Source organism: Aquirufa sp. ROCK-SH2 (assembly GCF_054558315.1).
In genome coordinates, this window is sequence record NZ_JBPXKB010000004.1 from 119,746 (window position 1) to 137,649 (window position 17,904).

At 35.5% G+C, this 17,904-nt stretch carries 13 protein-coding genes; 6 read left to right on the forward strand and 7 right to left on the reverse strand.

From position 1 onward, the window contains the following. Nucleotides 1-33: 33 nt before the first annotated feature. On the reverse strand, nucleotides 34-1,812 hold the full coding sequence (locus V7S79_RS10310; RefSeq protein ID WP_459490508.1) for a RagB/SusD family nutrient uptake outer membrane protein: 1,779 nt from the start codon (nucleotides 1,810-1,812) through the stop codon (nucleotides 34-36). Nucleotides 1,813-1,845: 33 nt separating this feature from the next. Beyond that, a complete protein-coding gene (locus tag V7S79_RS10315; protein WP_459490509.1) occupies nucleotides 1,846-5,100 on the reverse strand; it encodes a SusC/RagA family TonB-linked outer membrane protein in 3,255 nt (1,084 codons plus the stop codon). 252 nt (nucleotides 5,101-5,352) lie between these two features. Here V7S79_RS10315 and V7S79_RS10320 point away from each other — a divergent pair, with 252 nt between their 5' ends. Beyond that, a complete protein-coding gene (locus V7S79_RS10320; protein ID WP_459490510.1) occupies nucleotides 5,353-5,922 on the forward strand; it encodes an adenylate kinase in 570 nt (189 codons plus the stop codon). A gap of 22 nt (nucleotides 5,923-5,944) precedes the next feature. Further along, complete coding sequence (gene obgE, locus V7S79_RS10325) at nucleotides 5,945-7,015, forward strand: GTPase ObgE (protein ID WP_459490511.1); 1,071 nt, start codon at nucleotides 5,945-5,947, stop codon at nucleotides 7,013-7,015. Here the strand turns inward: obgE and V7S79_RS10330 are convergent. The 5 genes from V7S79_RS10330 to V7S79_RS10350 form a co-directional block, all read right to left on the reverse strand. Beyond that, nucleotides 6,990-7,907, reverse strand: a complete 918-nt coding sequence (locus V7S79_RS10330; protein WP_459490512.1) for an SDR family oxidoreductase — start codon at nucleotides 7,905-7,907, stop codon at nucleotides 6,990-6,992. The genes obgE and V7S79_RS10330 overlap by 26 nt on opposite strands. A gap of 4 nt (nucleotides 7,908-7,911) precedes the next feature. Continuing rightward, entirely contained in the window at nucleotides 7,912-8,838 is a 927-nt protein-coding gene (hemC, locus tag V7S79_RS10335; protein WP_459490513.1) for a hydroxymethylbilane synthase, read from the reverse strand. 14 nt (nucleotides 8,839-8,852) lie between these two features. Beyond that, entirely contained in the window at nucleotides 8,853-9,986 is a 1,134-nt protein-coding gene (locus V7S79_RS10340; RefSeq protein WP_459490514.1) for a DNA polymerase III subunit, read from the reverse strand. A gap of 26 nt (nucleotides 9,987-10,012) precedes the next feature. Continuing rightward, nucleotides 10,013-11,173, reverse strand: a complete 1,161-nt coding sequence (locus V7S79_RS10345; RefSeq protein ID WP_459490515.1) for a putative sugar nucleotidyl transferase — start codon at nucleotides 11,171-11,173, stop codon at nucleotides 10,013-10,015. A gap of 123 nt (nucleotides 11,174-11,296) precedes the next feature. Further along, the gene (locus V7S79_RS10350) at nucleotides 11,297-11,542 is read right to left on the reverse strand and encodes a type B 50S ribosomal protein L31 (protein ID WP_459490516.1); all 246 of its coding nucleotides are present in this window, start codon (nucleotides 11,540-11,542) and stop codon (nucleotides 11,297-11,299) included. Nucleotides 11,543-12,122: 580 nt separating this feature from the next. On the opposite strand from V7S79_RS10350, the gene V7S79_RS10355 reads away from it, so the two are divergent. The 4 genes from V7S79_RS10355 to V7S79_RS10370 all read left to right on the forward strand — a co-directional run bounded on the left by V7S79_RS10355 (nucleotide 12,123) and on the right by V7S79_RS10370 (nucleotide 17,897). Next, nucleotides 12,123-14,570: a ribonucleoside-diphosphate reductase subunit alpha gene (locus V7S79_RS10355; protein ID WP_459490517.1), complete on the forward strand. Its 2,448-nt coding sequence runs from the start codon at nucleotides 12,123-12,125 to the stop codon at nucleotides 14,568-14,570. An 87-nt stretch (nucleotides 14,571-14,657) separates the two neighbouring features. Next, nucleotides 14,658-16,247, forward strand: a complete 1,590-nt coding sequence (locus V7S79_RS10360) for a glycosyltransferase family 39 protein (RefSeq protein ID WP_459490518.1) — start codon at nucleotides 14,658-14,660, stop codon at nucleotides 16,245-16,247. Next, nucleotides 16,247-17,221: a glycosyltransferase family 2 protein gene (locus V7S79_RS10365; protein ID WP_459490519.1), complete on the forward strand. Its 975-nt coding sequence runs from the start codon at nucleotides 16,247-16,249 to the stop codon at nucleotides 17,219-17,221. The genes V7S79_RS10360 and V7S79_RS10365 overlap by 1 nt, the downstream gene beginning before the upstream one ends. After that, the gene (locus tag V7S79_RS10370) at nucleotides 17,208-17,897 is read left to right on the forward strand and encodes a lysoplasmalogenase (protein WP_459490520.1); all 690 of its coding nucleotides are present in this window, start codon (nucleotides 17,208-17,210) and stop codon (nucleotides 17,895-17,897) included. Before V7S79_RS10365 ends, V7S79_RS10370 begins: the two co-directional genes overlap by 14 nt. The last annotated feature ends 7 nt before the right edge of the window (nucleotides 17,898-17,904 follow it).

Consider the following 17,904-nt stretch of genomic DNA (forward strand, 5'->3'; position numbering starts at 1 on the left):
CTGACCTTTTTCTAATTTTAAAACAAAGATGAATTAATATCCATCATTTTGTTTCAAAGTTGGTTTTCCATCTTTTTGAGAGTTTAAGATCTCATCATTTGGAAGTGGGAAGTAATTATTTTTAGATGTAAATGACTTTCCTGTCATATAACCTCTTTTAGTATAAGTTCTTCCTGTCATGTCTGTACCATTCGTTGATTCCTTTGGAATATACATTTTATTCAAGAAATCGGAAGCAATTCCCCATCGTACTAAGTCGAAGAAACGGTGACCTTCCATAGCGAATTCTAGACGGTTTTCCATGTAAACTGCATTTAAAGCGTAATCTTTTCCTTTAGATGCAAATGTTCCAGTTGGATAAGGGTTAACAACATAGTTAACTGATGCATCTTGAACAGAACCTTTTTGGGCACGAACACGAATCATGTTAACATATTCTTCTGCTTTGTCTAAATTTCCAGCTTCTGCTTCAATTTCTGCTAACCAAAGAATTACATGAGAAAGTTTCAATAAACGATAGTTGTTATTCACTGCACGTTTTGATGTAGAGTGAGTTGAACTTCCTTCATCAGCTTTGTAATACATCCATTTTTTACCTGTATAAGGACCTGAATAGTTTTGGTCACGAATCCAAGTTTGACCTGGCATTGGACCCCAATCTAAGAAGTTAACACCACGACGTCCTACTGTCCAATCTAAACGTGGATCAACAGGAACAGTTTTATCTAAACTCCAAGATGCATCACTAGTTTTAATCCCTTGATCGTTTGGTAAATCAACGTTATTGTAAGTGTCTTCTAAACCAGCTTTGTTACTTCCAATCATAGGTAAACCGTCAGAAGTAGTTTTGAATGCATTTACTAAGTTTTGAGATGGAAGATAGAATCCACAACATCCACCACCTGGAGCAGTTCCAAGATATGGCCAATTTAAGTTATCTCCTGCGTTACCATTGTTACCAGTAGATCCATCATTTACAGAGAATTCAACCTCAAATATTGACTCAATGTTGTTGTTGGTGATGTTTCTATAGTTATCATGATAATTTGGAGCTAATTTTTTACCGGAATTTTGTAAAACATCCAATAACAAAGTTTTAGCTAAGTCAAATTTTCTTTGAAACATATAAGCTTTCGCTAAATATGTCATCGCAGCCCATTTAGTTGCTCTACCTTTTTGAGATTGAGTTGCTGGTAAATTAGCAGCTGCAAATTTGAAATCATCTTCAATTTTTGACCAAATGTTTTGATCATTGGCAACTTTAGTTGAATTTGGATCATCACGCTTGTAAATGGTTTCGTCAATGTAAGGAATCATGTTCCACATTTTCTTACCTTCAAAGTGATAGTGACCACGTAAAAAACGTGCTTCAGCAACAACTTGTGTTTTTTCTGCTTCAGTCATGTCTTTTACATCTGCACTTTTCGCTAATAAAATTGCTTCATTTGCACGAGCAACTCCATCATATGTATGTTGCCATTTACCTAAGAAATAGGTATTGTCTGATAACCAGTTATACTGTTCAATGTAACTTTGCTCTGGCTGATCACCAGCATCCGTTCCTTTTACGGCATCTCCTGATGTAATACCACCAAATACATAATTTGAAATGGTCGATTGACGGCCTGTATTTCCTGCTCCAACACCATCTAATAGTGAGTATGCACCAATCAATAGGGCATTTACTCCATTTTTATTAGAAAGAGAGGTTAAGGATGCCGCACCCTGGGGCTGTATGTCGAAGAAACTATCTGAACAAGAAAAGTTCATTCCGACTGTCGCTATTAATGCGAATATGATTAACTTTTTCATTTTTATTTAAATTTATTTTAAATGATACTTCAATTAAAATCCTACTCTTAAACCAATGTTGTATGATTTAGCAACTGGGAAAGCACCTTCATCAATACCCATGTGGATATCTTGGTTATCATTACCTGATGTTCTCAAGTTGATATCTGGATCTAAACCTTTGTATTTAGTGAAAGTAAATAGATTTTGTCCTTGAACATAGATTTGTGCTGAACTCAATCTGATTTTTTTCAAAATTGAAGAAGGTACGTTGTATGTCAATTGGATATTTTTCAAACGCATGTAAGAACCATCTTCAACAAAGTAATTTGAGATTTGCTGACTAAATGTATCGTTTGAATTTAAACGTGGTAATTGTGCCACATCTCCTTCTTTTTTCCATGAGTTATATAACATATCCTTAGAACGGTTTCCTTGGAATGTATTGAAGTCTGTCCAGTATTTCAAGTAATTGAAAATTTCATTTCCTTGAACACCTTGAGCAAATACTGTTAAATCCCAATTTTTATAACCTAAATTAACATTTAAACCATAAGTAAAGTCAGGATGAGGATTTCCGATGATTGTTTTATCAGCAGCAGAAATTTTACCATCACCATTTACGTCTCTAAATTTAAATACACCTGGACGAGTATAACCTGGAATTTGAACCGCAGAAGCAGCTTCAGCGGCATCTTTGATTACACCATCAACGATATATCCATAGTAACTAGCAATTGGTAAACCTGCTTTTGTTACTGATATAGCCGGAAGACGAGTAGAGAATCCAAAAATAGTTGCATTCGGATCTTCATTCAATTTAACCACATTGTTTTTGTATTGGCTATATTGTCCAGAGATGGAATATCTGAAGTCTCCAACTTGATCACGATAAGTTACATTAATGTCAATACCTGTATTATTAACCTCTCCAATATTTACGTATGGGATAGTTGCAGTTCCTGCAGTTTTAGGAATAGGTACTTGTGTTAACATATCAGAAGTAGTACGAGTGTACCAGTCAAATGCAACGTCAATTTTGTTGTTTAAGAAACTTGCATCAAAACCGATGTTGGTTGATGTATTTGTTTCCCAGCGACCATTTGTATTACCAAATTGAGCAATGTCAAAACCAGACGCAATTGAATTTCCTGTTCCAGAAATATCATACGCATTATTATTTGGATCAGGTGTAAACAATGTATAAGCATTATAAACGTTAGGAATCAACTGATTACCTGTTTTACCCCAACCTCCACGTACTTTTAAATCGTTGATGAAGGTTAAATCTTTCATGAAATCTAATTCGGTTAAACGAGCACCCACTGAGAATGCAGGGAAAACTCCATAACGATAAGAAGGAGAGAAACGAGATGATCCGTCACGACGTAAAGTGAAGTCAGCTAATAACAATTCTTTGTAAGAATAATTAACTTTTCCAAATTGAGAAAATAATGATGTGATAGTTGCACCACTTCCAGAGTTAGCAAGACCAGCAGCCGCACCATTACTTAAATAACGATATGACATATCGTCAAAAGCAAAGTTAGATCTTGCAGCATTAAAACCAAATGAATAAGTAGATACAGATTCAGTACCCACTAAAACATTGATATTGTGATCTCCCAATTTTTTAGTATAATTCAATGTATTATACCAAGTAATCGCTCTATCAAAACTGTTTGTAACCGTTAAGCTGTTTGAACCACGTGGTTCTGCAGCCTCAATATCTCTGTTGAAATAAGATGAGTTATTGTAGTTATTGTATTCAAATCCAAAACTAGTACGAGCTTTTAAATCTTTGATGATTTCGTATTCTAAGAAAGTATTACCAAAAATGTGTGTCGCTTTAGTAATGTTGTCTTTTTCTCTCCATTGTCTAGCAAATGGATTCGGTGCATTACCTAAGTTAGATCCTCTAGAACCAGCAAAACCATTTAAATCAGATGTATTCGTTCCTCCTAATGCAATTGGACCACCAGTGATATCATAAACTGGAATAATTGGTTGAACACGAATTGCAAACATGATAGGATTTGATTCATTATTGTTTCCAGATGGAACACCTACTCTTTCATCGTATGAAATCGTTACGTTTTCTCCAAAAGTTAGGTTTCCTTTCTTGAATTCTGTATTTGCACGAACGGAATAACGTTGGTAATTAGTGTATTTCAAAATACCATCTTGTTGGAAATAACTACCTGAGATAGCATATTTTCCATTTTTAGATCCACCTGTAGCTCCTAATTGATAGTTAGAGATCTTAGCTGGTCCAAAAATAACATGTTGCCAATCTGTACCCTCTTTGTTAGCTTTTGTAATGTTAAAGGCTGTTTTTCCTAAAGCAGGATCTGTGATGTCATTTGTGTAGGTATAATTCGCTGGAAGTGTACCATACACGTTTGGATAGATGTAGTCAGCTATGGTTTGCGAGCCATCTGGTGCAAATTTATATTGAACAGAAGGAGAAGTACCTGGAGTTTTTCCTGCACCAATTTCCGACTCATAATAATATTGACCTAATTCTTTTGTATTCAACAAGTCAAGCGTTTTACCAACATCTTGTGTACCTGTATACATATCAAAGTTGATTTTAGGCTCACCTTCGCCACCACGCTTTGTTGTGATGATAACAACACCATTCGCTGCACGAGCACCATAGATAGAAGCTGCAGAAGCATCTTTCAATACTTGCATCGACTCAATGTCATTCGGGTTGATTTGATTCAAAGTACCTTGAGTAGGTACACCATCAATTACGTATAAAGGGCTATTGTTGTTAATGGATCCAAAACCACGTACACGAACCATTGTTCCTCCACCTGGTGAGTTATCATTACCAACCGTAACACCAGCAGCACGTCCTTGTAACATTTGAGTTACAGAAGCCGAAGGAACAGCAGTTAATTCTTTTGCTCCAACAACCGCAACGGCACCAGTAATATCCTTTTTACGTTGAGATGCATAACCTGTAACGATAACCTCGTTTAATTGGCTTACATCTTCATCCAAAGATACAGCGATGCTAGATTTATTTCCAACACTTACTGTTTTTGGTAAATAACCTACTGAAGAAATTTGTAATTCAGCATTGTTACTTTTTATGTTAATAGAAAATCCTCCATTAACATCTGTTGATGTACCAGTTGTAGTACCTTTCACTAAAACAGATACACCTGGAATGCCCTGACCTTTGGCGTCAGAAACCGTTCCACTCACTTTTCGGTCCTGACCAAATGCTATCCATGACAAGGAAAGCATCAAAGCCACAAGGAAGACCACTCGGCTAAGGTAAAATTGTTTTTTCATAAAAAAATATGTTTGATTAACTCCAATAAAAACCTTTTTTATTGGCAATATTTATCCAAAAATAACAAAAAATAATCCCAATGCCATACTGTTTTTCGGATAAAATTATTTTTTTTTCATAGAATTTATGAAAAATGTACAATTCCAAGAATGTAAACGTTTACAGTGATTTTTTTTAGTTTTATCCTCTGAAAATGACTACATTTGTTATTCGTTTTTTTAATTTAATTTGTTTTAATCACACTCCATTTTATGTTAAATCTTGTCTTATTCGGCCCTCCAGGTGCGGGGAAAGGAACGCAATCTGCGAAACTAATCGAGAAGTATGGTCTTATTCATTTGTCTACAGGTGATCTATTAAGGGCTGAAATTTCAGCTGGCACTAGCCTAGGTTTAGAAGCCAAAAAATTGATGGATCAAGGTATCTTAGTTCCCGACTCTGTCGTAATTGGAATGATTGAAAATAAATTGAATGAAAATAAAACAGCTGCTGGTTTTATTTTTGATGGTTTCCCTAGAACAGTTGCTCAAGCAGAAGCTTTAGACCAATTATTGAAGGGGCATGGTTTGTCTATTAAAGACATGATTTCTTTGGAAGTGAATCAAGAAGAATTAACTCAAAGACTATTAGAGCGAGGTAAAACTTCAGGTCGTCCAGATGATCAAAATGAAGATTTAATACGTAAAAGAGTACAAGAATATACAGATAAAACAGCCCCAGTGGCTAATTATTATGAATCACAAGGTAAATTCAAGGGCATCAATGGAATTGGTGGTATTGAAGAAATCTTTGACCAGATTACTCAAATAATTGAAGCTTAATTCATTGTTTTAATCAAGCAAAATGACATCAAATTTTATAGATTACGTCAAAATTAATCTACGCTCAGGTCGTGGTGGTAGTGGATCTTCACATTTTAGAAGAGAAAAACACGTGCCCAAGGGTGGTCCTGATGGAGGCGATGGAGGTAGAGGGGGGCATATCTATTTGATAGGGAATGCTCAACTTTGGACTTTGATTCATTTGAAATACCAAAAACATATTATTGCCGATAGTGGAAAAAGTGGAGAAGGAGGTAGAAGATCTGGTTCTGAAGGAGAAGATATTTATGTAGAAGTGCCTTTGGGTACAATTGTTAAAGATGCAGAAACCAATGAATTTTTGGCCGAGGTAACCGAAAATGGACAAAAAGTACTTTTGCTTCCAGGGGGTAGAGGTGGATTAGGAAATCATAATTTTAAATCTTCTACCAATCAATCGCCAAGACATGCTCAACCCGGTGAAGCTGGTTTGGATCGTTGGGTGATCATGGAATTAAAAGTATTAGCAGATGTTGGTTTAGTAGGTTTTCCAAATGCTGGAAAGTCAACTTTATTATCCGTCTTATCTGCGGCAAAACCTGAAATTGCCAATTATCCTTTTACAACTTTGGTGCCTCATTTGGGAGTAGTAGAATACAGAGATTATAAATCTTTTGTCGTTGCAGATATTCCAGGTATCATTGAAGGTGCTTCAGAAGGAAAAGGTTTAGGATTACGTTTTTTGAGACATATTGAAAGAAATTCCATTTTGTGTTTCTTGATTCCAGCCGACGCAAAAGATTGGGGCGAAGAATATAAAATTTTAGAAGGTGAATTAGCAAAATTCAACCCTGAATTAGTTTCCAAACGTAAAATTTTGGTGATTTCTAAAATGGATTTATCCATTCCTGAAATGGAAGATGAAATTAGAGCTAGTTTACCCTCAGATATTCCTTTGGTTTTCATCTCTGCTGTGATGCAACAAGGAATTCAAGAGTTAAAAGATGTTCTTTGGAAAGTACTTCAAGAAGAAAATAAATATTTAGATAAGCCTTTAGAAACACCTAAATTAGATGTTTCAGAAGAATCTACTGAAGATCTTCCACTTGCTTAGCAACCAAAGCAATTCCTTCATCAAAGCTTCTTGGTTGATAACCAAGAAGCTTTTTTGCTTTATCTAAAATAAAACCTGTTCTTGGAGGTCGCTTAGCAGCCTGTTGAAAAGTGGACGAGTCTGCTTTTTCGATCAAATTTTTAGGCAAGTGGAAAAAATCGGCTGTCTTTATAGCCATTTCATAAGGTGTTAAAAAATCTTCCCCTGAAATATTAAAAATCCCTTCTATTTCTTTATCAGCAATCAACCAACAACCGATTGCTAAATCCTCAGCAAGCGTTGGTGTACGGAATTGATCGGTTACTACTTTAATGCTTTTTTCTTCTTCCAAGGATTTTTTGACCCAAAGAATAATATTACTTCGACTCATATCCGATACAATTCCAAACACTAAAACGGTTCTTGCAATGGCCCATCGAATGTCTGATTGTATTAATAATTCCTCTGCTTTTAATTTGCTTTCCCCGTAAACTGAAATTGGATTAGGTGTTGCTTCTTCCGTATAGGGGCCATTAGCTCCATCAAAAATAAAATCCGTCGATAGATGGCAAAAGAAGGTTTGATGCTCTCGGCAAGCATTGATTAAATATTGAACGGCATCAACATTCAGCTTTTGGCATCCCGCTACATCTGATTCACAGGTGTCGACATTCGTCATTGCTGCTGTATGAATCAATACATGAGGTTGATGTTTGTTGAAAACTTTCAAAACTTCAGTTTCATTGGTGACATCCATTGACTCATAGATGTAACTATTCTCTTTGTTTTTCAGGCGATTTTCACCAACTGCGGTTGCAATTAATTCAATGTTCTCTTTTTCAATTAGTAATTGAACTAATTTTTGACCTAAAAGGCCATTTGAACCAGTAATCAATATTTTCTTTTTCACCATTTCCTTATTTGCTAAGTTGAATTCTGATTTCTTTCAACAACTCTTGCGCCCCTTGGGCAATGAGTAGTTGGGCAATTTCTTCTCCTAATAACTGTGGGTCCACACCCGTACTTTCTGCCATTAGATGAATTTTCCCGTCTAATGATAGCACACCTGCTTGTAAATGGATAAGATCATTTTTGATTTGAGCATGACCGTAAACGGGTACGCTACAGCCTCCGTCTAATCGACTCAATAAAAAACGTTCAGCTACCAAACATTTTTCTGTTTCTACATGATTGCAAGCAGCTCTAATCTTGGATTGTAAAGTTTTATCTAAGTTTTTTGAACATTGAATGGCAACAGAACCTTGTCCAACTGCCGGTACAAAGTTGTTGATTTCAAGATGCTCTACTACATATTCCTCCATTCCCATGCGATGCACGCCGGCAAAGGCCAATAGCATCAAGTCACAGGTATTATTTTTTAATTTTTCTAGTCTTGTTTGTAGATTTCCTCGCATTTCTACCAAGGAGTGTTGGGGGTATAAATTTTGTAAAAGGGCTCTTCTTCGGGTGGAAGATGTGCCGATGACCAATGATTCTGAATTATTCAGGTTTAGTTGAGGGTTGATACCCAAAACAACATCATGCGCTTTTTCTCTTTCTGTAAATGCAATTAAAGTTAAATCCTCTGGTAGTGTGGAGGAAAGGTCTTTGGCAGAATGCTGCGCAATGTCTATTTCACCAATTCGAAGCATTTCTTCTAACTCTTCTGTGAATACCCCTTTTGATCCAATTTTCGATAATGATCTGTCGAGAATTTGGTCTCCTTTGGTACTAATAGCGACAAGTTCATAGCTTAAACCTTCTTGCTCCAGCAAATGTCCAATGTAATGGGCTTGCCAAAGCGCTAAAGCTGAATTTCTTGTACCTATTTTTACTTTTTGCATTCCTTTGTAAAATGTTATTTTTTGTTTGCACTGAATATTTTAATCAAGTTAAGCGATAAGTCTAGATGAAGAATTTTTGCTCTTCCATTTCTTTCCAAGTGATAATGGGCGTCTGAAATTTTCTCCGCCATCGTTCCAATAATATTGGGATCTAACGTCTTGGCAAAGTTAGTTATAAATGCTTTTTCTTTTTCGAGCGACTTGATTAATTCTGGCGCATTCGAAATCTGATAAAGGCACTGTCTGAAAATGTGTAAACCATATTCTAATAAGGCTTTTTGGTCCTCCTTAGCTATTGCATCAAATTTATCGGCTAATTGAACCAGCTTATTCAAATTTTTTGAATAGACAGCACGCATCCAGTCAGAAAACCAGGTGGAAATGACTAGATTTTCTGATTTTGATTTTTCGATAGCTAAGGAAATATTGCCTTCTACGCTTAATGCAATGTTGAGTGCTTTTTCTTCATCAATATCCAATTGTTTTTCCAGGTATTTGGCTAAGGCGCTTTCTTCTACAGCAGGTATATTGATGCGTTGCGTTCTGGATAAAATGGTTATTAAAAGCTTGCTAGGATCAGAACAAACCAAAATGAATAAAGTTGATGGAGGGGGTTCTTCTAAGGTTTTAAGCAATGCATTTCCTGAAGAAGAATTGAGTGATTCAGGATTCCAAAGCAAAACGACCTTGAATGGAGCCTCAAATGGTTTTAAGCTTATTTTGGCATTTAATTTACGGGTTTCTTCAACGGGGATATTTCCTTGTTTATTGCCTTCTGCACCTAAAAATCCCAGCCATTCTGGTAAAGTTCTGAAAGGCGATTCAATGAAAAATTTTCTCCATTCAGGTAAAAAAAGGTCCGATTCTGCTTCTTTGGTTACTTTTTTGGTAGTAATACTAGGAAACATATAGACCACATCAGGATGTACTCCTTTGGCTAGTTTATGGCAACTGGGGCATGTTCCACAGGCATCGGTTGCGGATCGGTTGGTGCAAAATAAATAACTAATAAAAGCCAATGCCATTCCTAGCTGAGCACCACCTTGAGGTCCATGAAACAATTGCGCATGAGCGATGTGCTGATTTTGAACCGCTTTTGTTAATTGTCCTTTAATGGTCTCTAATCCGGGAATATCCTGAAATCGCATGCTTATATAAACAAAAAGATAAAAAGCTAAGTTCGGAAAGTTGCCTGCTCTTTCCAAATTTCTTCCATCCTTTGCTCAAGATTTTGATGGATATTTTGCCCTTTCAATTTCGTCCAAGCTTTTGCTACTTCCAATGCTTTCTCGAAACGATAATTGGATGTCTTTGGAAATTCTCCCCAAGTGAAGGATGGAATGTGTTTGGGAGGGAAGCCAATGGAACTAATATTGCAATGACTGCCAATCCATGTAGCAGTGTTGAATAGCGTCCCAACGCCTGTCGTCACATAGTCGCCCATCATAATACCTATGTTTTTTTCATTTGTCTTTCTGAATCCTTTTTGTGATTCATCGTATAGTTCAATGGCTTGTAAATCGTTTCTTAGGTTGGAACAAGAGGTTAAGGCACCTAAATTGGAAAAGGATCCTATCATGGAACTCCCAATGTATCCCTCATGGGATTTGTTACTAAAAGGGTAGAAGATGGAATGATTGATTTCTCCACCAATTTTGCACCCTTGTCCTATGGTACAATTGGGTCGAATTTTTGCTCCAAGGTTGGTTGATGAGTCTTCTAGAAAACAAGCAGGACCTTGGACGAGTGTCCCGATACTCAAGCGTACATTTTTCCCAATAAATATAGGGCCAGATGAGGCATCTAAGATACTACCTTTGATGTCTGCTGACGAGTCAATGAAAATATTTTCAGGAGATAAAAGGATGTTTCCTTTTTTTTGTAGTTCATCAAGTTTAAATGCATTGGATTGGATTTCCTTTTTTAAAAATTGAGCGTTGTGGTTCAATGCATCTTCAAGTTGATTGATGTAAAGATTTGTGAGGTCTGTTGTGACCTTTTGAAGGTCTTTTGTGTCTTGATTGGGTTTGGTTGTTTTAAAACCAATTAATTGGTTTTGTGCAAAAAGTGCTGATTCTTCAGGAAGTTGCTCCAGTAGGGCTATTAATTCCTTGTTGGGTAAGGCTGACCCTAAAAGAAATATGCTCGAATGGGGTATATTATCTGTGAATAATGTGTGAATTGTATAAATTGGCTGGGCAGAATATTTTTGCCATTTTTCGATGAGAGTAGAGGTGCCTATTAATAAATCCCAACAATTTCGGTGGTCCGTAATCGGGCGAAGCTGTTGTAAGATCTTTTCATCGTTAAATAGACAAATATTTTCCCACATCATTTTTTATTTTGTTTTTGTAAAGTTGTTGAAATAAAAGAAAAGCTGCAAGGGTCCTTTGCGATGTTCATAAAAAAAGCCTCTCCATAAATATGAAGAGGCTCTCTTTTATAAATTGCGAAGAAATTATTTTTTCGCAGCGTAACGTTTGTTGAATTTATCAACACGTCCTGTAGTATCTAATAATACGTTTTTACCTGTGTAAAAAGGGTGTGATTGAGAAGAAACCTCCAATTTGAAAACTGGATAAGTTGCACCTTCAAATTCAGTTGTTTCCGTTGTTGCAACGCAAGAGCGAGTCAAAAATTTGTAATCAGCTGATAAATCGTGGAATACAACTTCTTTGTACTCTGGGTGAATGTCTTTTTTCATGTTTGTATTTTATAAGGACGATTCCCTGCCGTCTAATTTTATTTTACAGAAAGTCATAGGGATATAGACTTCATTAATCGGGTTGCAAAATTAAAAATATTTTAACAAAATCCAAAATTATTTGATAACATTTTTGCTGTCATTTTGCAAGTTTTTTAGGCTAAAAAAAAATAATAAATTTTATCAATTTTTTTTTCTGGTACTTTTCAAAGATGCATCGCTTATAATGATTTGAGTAGCGGGTACTTACCTTGTGTATTTCAAATATACACTAAATTATCCTTGAAAAGTGCAAGAAAAAATGTTTGCAAGAAGGGTTAATTTTTTCTAATTTTACCATGTGCCCAAGTAGTCAAAGACGTGTCAGTTTTTGAACCAAGATTTGCCAAATTTAACAAAACATCATCCCCTTTAATGGCTTTAGCGATTAGGGATTTTTTAAGAAGGTTTTTCTCTTAAAAGCAGATGCTTTTTGTTGTTTTGGGAACAGTGAAATTTGAATTGATTATTTAAATTGGAAGTGTTTTAAAATTATAGCATTGATTAAAGAAGTTTTAAAATTTATATATCTATCGCAAACATGTACGTAATTAAAAGAGACGGTCGTCGAGAATCAGTAAAATTTGACAAAATTACAGCTAGGATTGAAAAGCTATGCTATAGCTTGGATCCCTATTTTGTACAGCCCTTGGAAGTAGCTCGCAAGGTGATTGCTGGCTTGTACGATGGTGTTAAAACCACGGAGTTGGATAATTTAGCGGCTGAAACGGCGGCATCTTTGACCACCAAGCATCCAGATTATGCAATTTTGGCTGCTCGTATTGCGATATCAAATCTTCATAAAAATACTTTGAAGTCGTTTTCTGCTACGATGAAACGACTTTTTACTTACATTGATCCAAAAACAGGTCAAAATGCAGCACTTTTATCCAAAGAAGTGTATGACATTATCAAAAACAATGCGGTAGAATTAGATGAAGCGATAATCTATGACCGTGATTTTGGTTATGACTATTTTGGTTTTAAGACTTTAGAGAAATCTTATCTATTGAAATTGGATGGTCAAATAGCAGAACGTCCTCAACACATGTTGATGCGTGTGGCAGTGGGTATTCACGGTGCAGATATTGCAGCGGCGATTGATACATACAATTTGTTGTCTGAGCGTTGGTTTACGCATGCTACTCCAACCTTATTTAATGCTGGAACTCCAAAGCCACAAATGTCTTCGTGTTTCTTATTGACAACACAAGATGACTCGATTGAAGGAATTTACGATACCTTAAAGCAAACTGCGAAGATTTCGCAATCAGCTGGAGGAATTGGCTTGAGTATTCATAATATTCGTGCAACAGGTTCATACATCAAAGGAACGAATGGAACTTCAAATGGTATCATTCCAATGTTGAGAGTATTCAATGATACTGCTAGATATGTAGATCAAGGGGGAGGAAAGCGTAAAGGTTCATTTGCTATTTATTTAGAGCCTTGGCATGCTGATGTGTTTGACTTTTTGGAATTGAAAAAGAACCACGGTAAAGAGGAAATGCGCGCGCGTGATTTGTTCTATGCTTTGTGGATTCCAGATTTATTCATGAAGCGTGTTGAAAGCAATGAAGAGTGGTCATTGTTCTGCCCACACGAGTGTCCAGGTTTATCTGATACTTACGGAGATGAATTTGAGGCATTGTACCAAAAATATGAATTAGCTGGAAAAGCTAGAACTGTTGTTAAAGCTCAAGAACTTTGGTTCAAGATTTTAGAGTCGCAAACAGAAACGGGTACTCCATATATGTTGTACAAAGATCACGCGAATAATAAGTCGAATCAAAAGAATTTAGGTACCATCAAATCTTCGAATTTGTGTACTGAAATTATGGAGTACACCTCAAAAGACGAAGTGGCTGTATGTAATTTAGCTTCTTTGGCCTTGCCAAAATATGTAAAAACGAATGATGCTGGTGTTTTTGAATTTGACCATCAAAAATTATATGATGTAACAAAAACAGCTACTCGTAATTTGAATAAAATTATCGATGTAAATTATTATCCAGTTCCTGAGGCGAAAAATTCTAATTTACGTCATCGTCCTATTGGTTTAGGTGTTCAAGGTTTAGCGGATGTTTTCATCATGTTAAGAATGCCATTTGAATCAGAGGAGGCTCGTCAATTGAATAAAGATATTTTTGAGACCATCTATTTTGCGTCCATGGAAGCATCTATGGAATTAGCGAAAGTAGAAGGTCCTTATTCTACTTGGGAAGGTTCACCTATTTCTAAGGGTATTTTCCAATTTGATATGTGGAATGTAACGCCAAGTTCAGGTCGTTGGGATTGGGAAAATCTTCGCCGCTTAGTTGTGGAGAATGGGGTTCGTAACTCCTTGTTAGTTGCACCTATGCCAACAGCTTCTACAAGCCAGATTTTAGGTAATAACGAATGTTTTGAACCATACACATCTAATATCTACGCTCGTCGTGTATTGTCAGGTGAATTTGCGATTGTGAATAAGCACTTGTTGAAAGATTTGATTAAGTTGAATCTTTGGAATGACAGCATGAAGAATAAATTGATTTCAGCGAATGGGTCAGTTCAGAATATTCCTGAGATTCCTCAAAATTTGAAGGATTTGTACAAGACAGTTTGGGAAATTAAGCAAAAAACTATCTTAGAGATGGCTGCTGATCGTGGAGCGTATATCTGTCAATCACAAAGTTTGAATATTCATATTCAGGATGTGAACTTCGGTAAATTAACCTCTATGCACTTCCATGCTTGGAAATTAGGTTTGAAAACAGGTATGTATTATTTACGTACCAAAGCTGCCGCAGATGCGATTAAGTTTACTGTTGAAAAACAAGCAGAGCCTGCGATAGAACAAACGAATTCAGTTCAAGAGTCGGAATTGCAATATGCGGCACATGCGGCCAAAGCAGCAGCTTCATTTGATGCAAGCGATGATCAAAATAGATCAGATATGGCTTGTTCATTGGATAATCCAGAAGCGTGCGAGGCTTGTGGATCGTAATATTGAAATTTATTGATTATTATTGTCGAAAAATCACTTGGTTTTATAATCAAGTGATTTTTGATTTTAAGCAAATCGCCTTTAACCATGAATAAAAAGTATCTCCAATTTGTTGTTTTTATTTGCTTATTCGCATTGGCTTTTGTTTTACGTGTATACCATATTGGGAAATTTGGGTTATTCGGGGATGAAAAACAAAGCGTTTTATTGGCTGTTGGAAATACCAATATTGGAGGAATGGTTAATTTGATGAGACCCGACACCACATTTACACCTAGCGACTTCTGGGCTCCTCGTGGCATACAAGCTTGGTTAAAAGCAGATGCAAGTGGAGATGTGAGTGGAAATAGTTTGTTACATGATATGGCATTAAAAGTGTCCTCTTTTTTGTTCGGAAAAGCGGATGCTGTATTCAGAGGTGTATCTGTTTTTTTTAACTTATTAACTTTATTGGTTTTATATATTTGGGCAAAAAGGCTTAAATGGAACTTGAATTGGGCATTGGCAGTTTTGGCCATTGCGACCATTGAACCATTCTTTGTTATTTTTAGTCAACAAGCAAGAAATTATACTTGCAGCCTATTTTTTACCACATTAAGTAATTATTATTATTGGTTGATTATAAATCAAAAAGAGGGCTCTTCTTCAAAAAAATCTTATTTTTCCAATTGGGCAATTGCTAGTTTAGGTGCATTGTTTAGTACTTATTTAACTGCTTTGGTTTTAATAGGACAATTGATATTTCTATTTTTTCATCGGCCCAATACAGAAACCATCAAACGTTTTTTCATCGCATCCATTTTTATCCTCGTACCATTCGGATTATGGATGACCCTTGGGCCAGGGCAATATTTTTTGATTTATCAGGCAGATGCTGCACAGCAATATCGTGATTATATACAAAATCATGGTGAAATTGCAGGCTGGATTGAGGCATCTACGCCCATTCATTTATTTAAAAGAACTGTATCTATTCTGTCTGATCAATTTATTTGGACCAACGATTTGTACATGAGTTATGGCTTTAAAATTGGTGCCATTTTGCTTTTAATGTTTGGGATTGTATCGCGAAATTGGATACAAACATTGCCCAAAGATGAACGTAAATTTTATTTGTTTGGGATATTGCAAATTACATTACCTGTTTTGGTGTTATTTCTTTCAGCGATAAATGCTCAAACCACCACAGGATTCTTTCTAAGGTATGCCAGTTTTGGATTGCCATTTGGTATTTTTATTTCTATTGGATTTTTGAGATACCTTTTGAATCAGCATATTTGGATACAAATTTTGGCAGGTATATTTTTAGTGACTCAAGCATACACTTTGGTTAAATTAATTCAACCACTTTATAAAGATCAAAAACAGAAATATACTTTTTCAATCGGTAGAGAAGAAAATCCTTATCCTGTTATCGCAAAAAAAATTCAATCGGTGTATCAATCAGGAGATACGGTTTTTTACCCGTCTCGATTCAATAATTTCCTTGCATCAACAGAGTTAGCGAAATTAAATGTGGACGTCGCAGATGCTCAATTAGTGAATTTATATTTAAGGCCAGATGAAAAGTTTATTCAAAAAATAGATACCACGAATAAAGATTCTGTATTGATTCGAGGTAAAAATGGTAGAAGATTGCTTATTTTTGATTTTAAAAACGGTAGATATCGATATTAATGATGGACAATTTATTACCACAAGTTTCTTTTGTAATTCCTGTATTTAATGAAGAAAGTAATCTTCCAAGTTTAGTTGAACGTCTTCAAAAAATAATGGATAGTTCTGATATTCGTTTGGAAGCTGTCCTTGTGGATGATGGAAGTAAGGATCGTTCAAGGGAAATGCTCCAACAGTTGGCACTGACAGATAAGCGTTTTCATGTGATTTTGCTTTCTAGAAACCATGGGCATCAATTAGCTTTAACTTCTGGGTTATCCAAGGCAAGAGGCACTGAAGGCGTGTTTGTATTGGATGGCGACCTTCAAGATCCTCCCGAATTAATTCATGATTTTTATGCCAAATTCAAAGAAGGATATGAAGTTGTTTATGCCGTTCGCGAGAAAAGAAAAGAGCCTTGGTATAAAAAAATGGCCTACTTCTTGTTTTATCGAATTTTAAAGAAAATTTCTAATGTTGATATTCCACTTGACTCAGGTGATTTTTCATTTATGGGTAGAAAGGTGGTGGATATTTTGAATAAAATGCCAGAAGAAAGTCGGTTTATCCGAGGAATGCGAACTTGGATTGGCTTTAAACAAATTGGAATTTCCTATGATCGACAAGAAAGAGCTTCAGGAGATTCGAAATATACTTTTTCTAAACTTTTGCAATTAGCTTTAAATGGTATTTTCAATTTTAGTGAATTTCCAGTTAAATTTATTAGTACGGCAGGATTTGCGGTGATTTCACTTTCTATTATATATTTCCTTATTATCATTCTTAAAAAAGTATTCATTGGACATATCATAGAAGGTTTTACTTCTTTGTTATTTGTGATTATTTTATTTGGTGGTATTCAGTTGATGGCCATTGGGATATTGGGAGAATATATTTTGAGAATATTTTTTCAGTCCAAATCAAGACCTAATTTTATCATTGATCAAGAAATTTGTGAAGGTGAGTATTTGACGAAGGTAGATGAAAAGCACTAATTGGATTTTATATTTTTTTGGACTTGATGCTTGCCTTGAACTTCTAGCGCCATTCTTATTTCCAACCATTCATTCCATACGGTTTCTTACTAAACCGCTGTTGATGATTTTACTATCTTTTTATGTTTTTAATCAAGAAGGTTTAAATAGAAAAAAAACAATCTTGCTTGCCTTATTTTTTGCATGGTTGGGGGATGTTTTTTTAATGATTCCAGGGAGTAATCCTTTGTTTTTTCAATTAGGATTGGCTGCATTTTTGTTGATGCAAATTACGTACATTACTATTTTTCTCAAGCAAATAATACCTCTAGACCAAATTTCCATCCAACATCGAATTCTGTCCCTTTTACCTATTTTAGTCTATGTCGCATTATTATTGAACTTTCTGCTTCCTAACATCGTTGAGGGCTTGCGAATTCCTGTAATTATTTATGCTTTTGCTTTAGGTAGTATGTTGTATTTTGCTCTTCAAAGAATTCAAATTTCCACTTCTAATAATTATTGGCAAATAGCAATGGGTGCATTTTTGTTTGTTGTTTCTGATAGTTTATTGGCTTTTGGGAAGTTTTATTATTCATTTCCAGGGAATTCATTCATAGTGATGTCGACATATATTATTTCTCAATTGCTACTAATCAAGGGTTTAGTTACTTTTGTATCTGTTCATAAAAAATAAAATTAAA

Bases quoted from the DNA above. Each gene is read 5' to 3' on its own strand.
- V7S79_RS10340 (WP_459490514.1), bottom strand. From the start codon at position 9,986: ATGCGATTTCAGGATATTCCCGGATTAGAGACCATTAAAGGACAATTA.
- V7S79_RS10315 (WP_459490509.1), bottom strand. From the start codon at position 5,100: ATGAAAAAACAATTTTACCTTAGCCGAGTGGTCTTCCTTGTGGCTTTG.
- V7S79_RS10360 (WP_459490518.1), top strand. From the start codon at position 14,658: ATGAATAAAAAGTATCTCCAATTTGTTGTTTTTATTTGCTTATTCGCA.
- V7S79_RS10320 (WP_459490510.1), top strand. From the start codon at position 5,353: ATGTTAAATCTTGTCTTATTCGGCCCTCCAGGTGCGGGGAAAGGAACG.
- V7S79_RS10310 (WP_459490508.1), bottom strand. From the start codon at position 1,812: ATGAAAAAGTTAATCATATTCGCATTAATAGCGACAGTCGGAATGAAC.
- V7S79_RS10350 (WP_459490516.1), bottom strand. From the start codon at position 11,542: ATGAAAAAAGACATTCACCCAGAGTACAAAGAAGTTGTATTCCACGAT.
- V7S79_RS10355 (WP_459490517.1), top strand. From the start codon at position 12,123: ATGTACGTAATTAAAAGAGACGGTCGTCGAGAATCAGTAAAATTTGAC.
- hemC (WP_459490513.1), bottom strand. From the start codon at position 8,838: ATGCAAAAAGTAAAAATAGGTACAAGAAATTCAGCTTTAGCGCTTTGG.
- V7S79_RS10370 (WP_459490520.1), top strand. From the start codon at position 17,208: ATGAAAAGCACTAATTGGATTTTATATTTTTTTGGACTTGATGCTTGC.
- obgE (WP_459490511.1), top strand. From the start codon at position 5,945: ATGACATCAAATTTTATAGATTACGTCAAAATTAATCTACGCTCAGGT.
- V7S79_RS10365 (WP_459490519.1), top strand. From the start codon at position 16,247: ATGATGGACAATTTATTACCACAAGTTTCTTTTGTAATTCCTGTATTT.
- V7S79_RS10345 (WP_459490515.1), bottom strand. From the start codon at position 11,173: ATGATGTGGGAAAATATTTGTCTATTTAACGATGAAAAGATCTTACAA.
- V7S79_RS10330 (WP_459490512.1), bottom strand. From the start codon at position 7,907: ATGGTGAAAAAGAAAATATTGATTACTGGTTCAAATGGCCTTTTAGGT.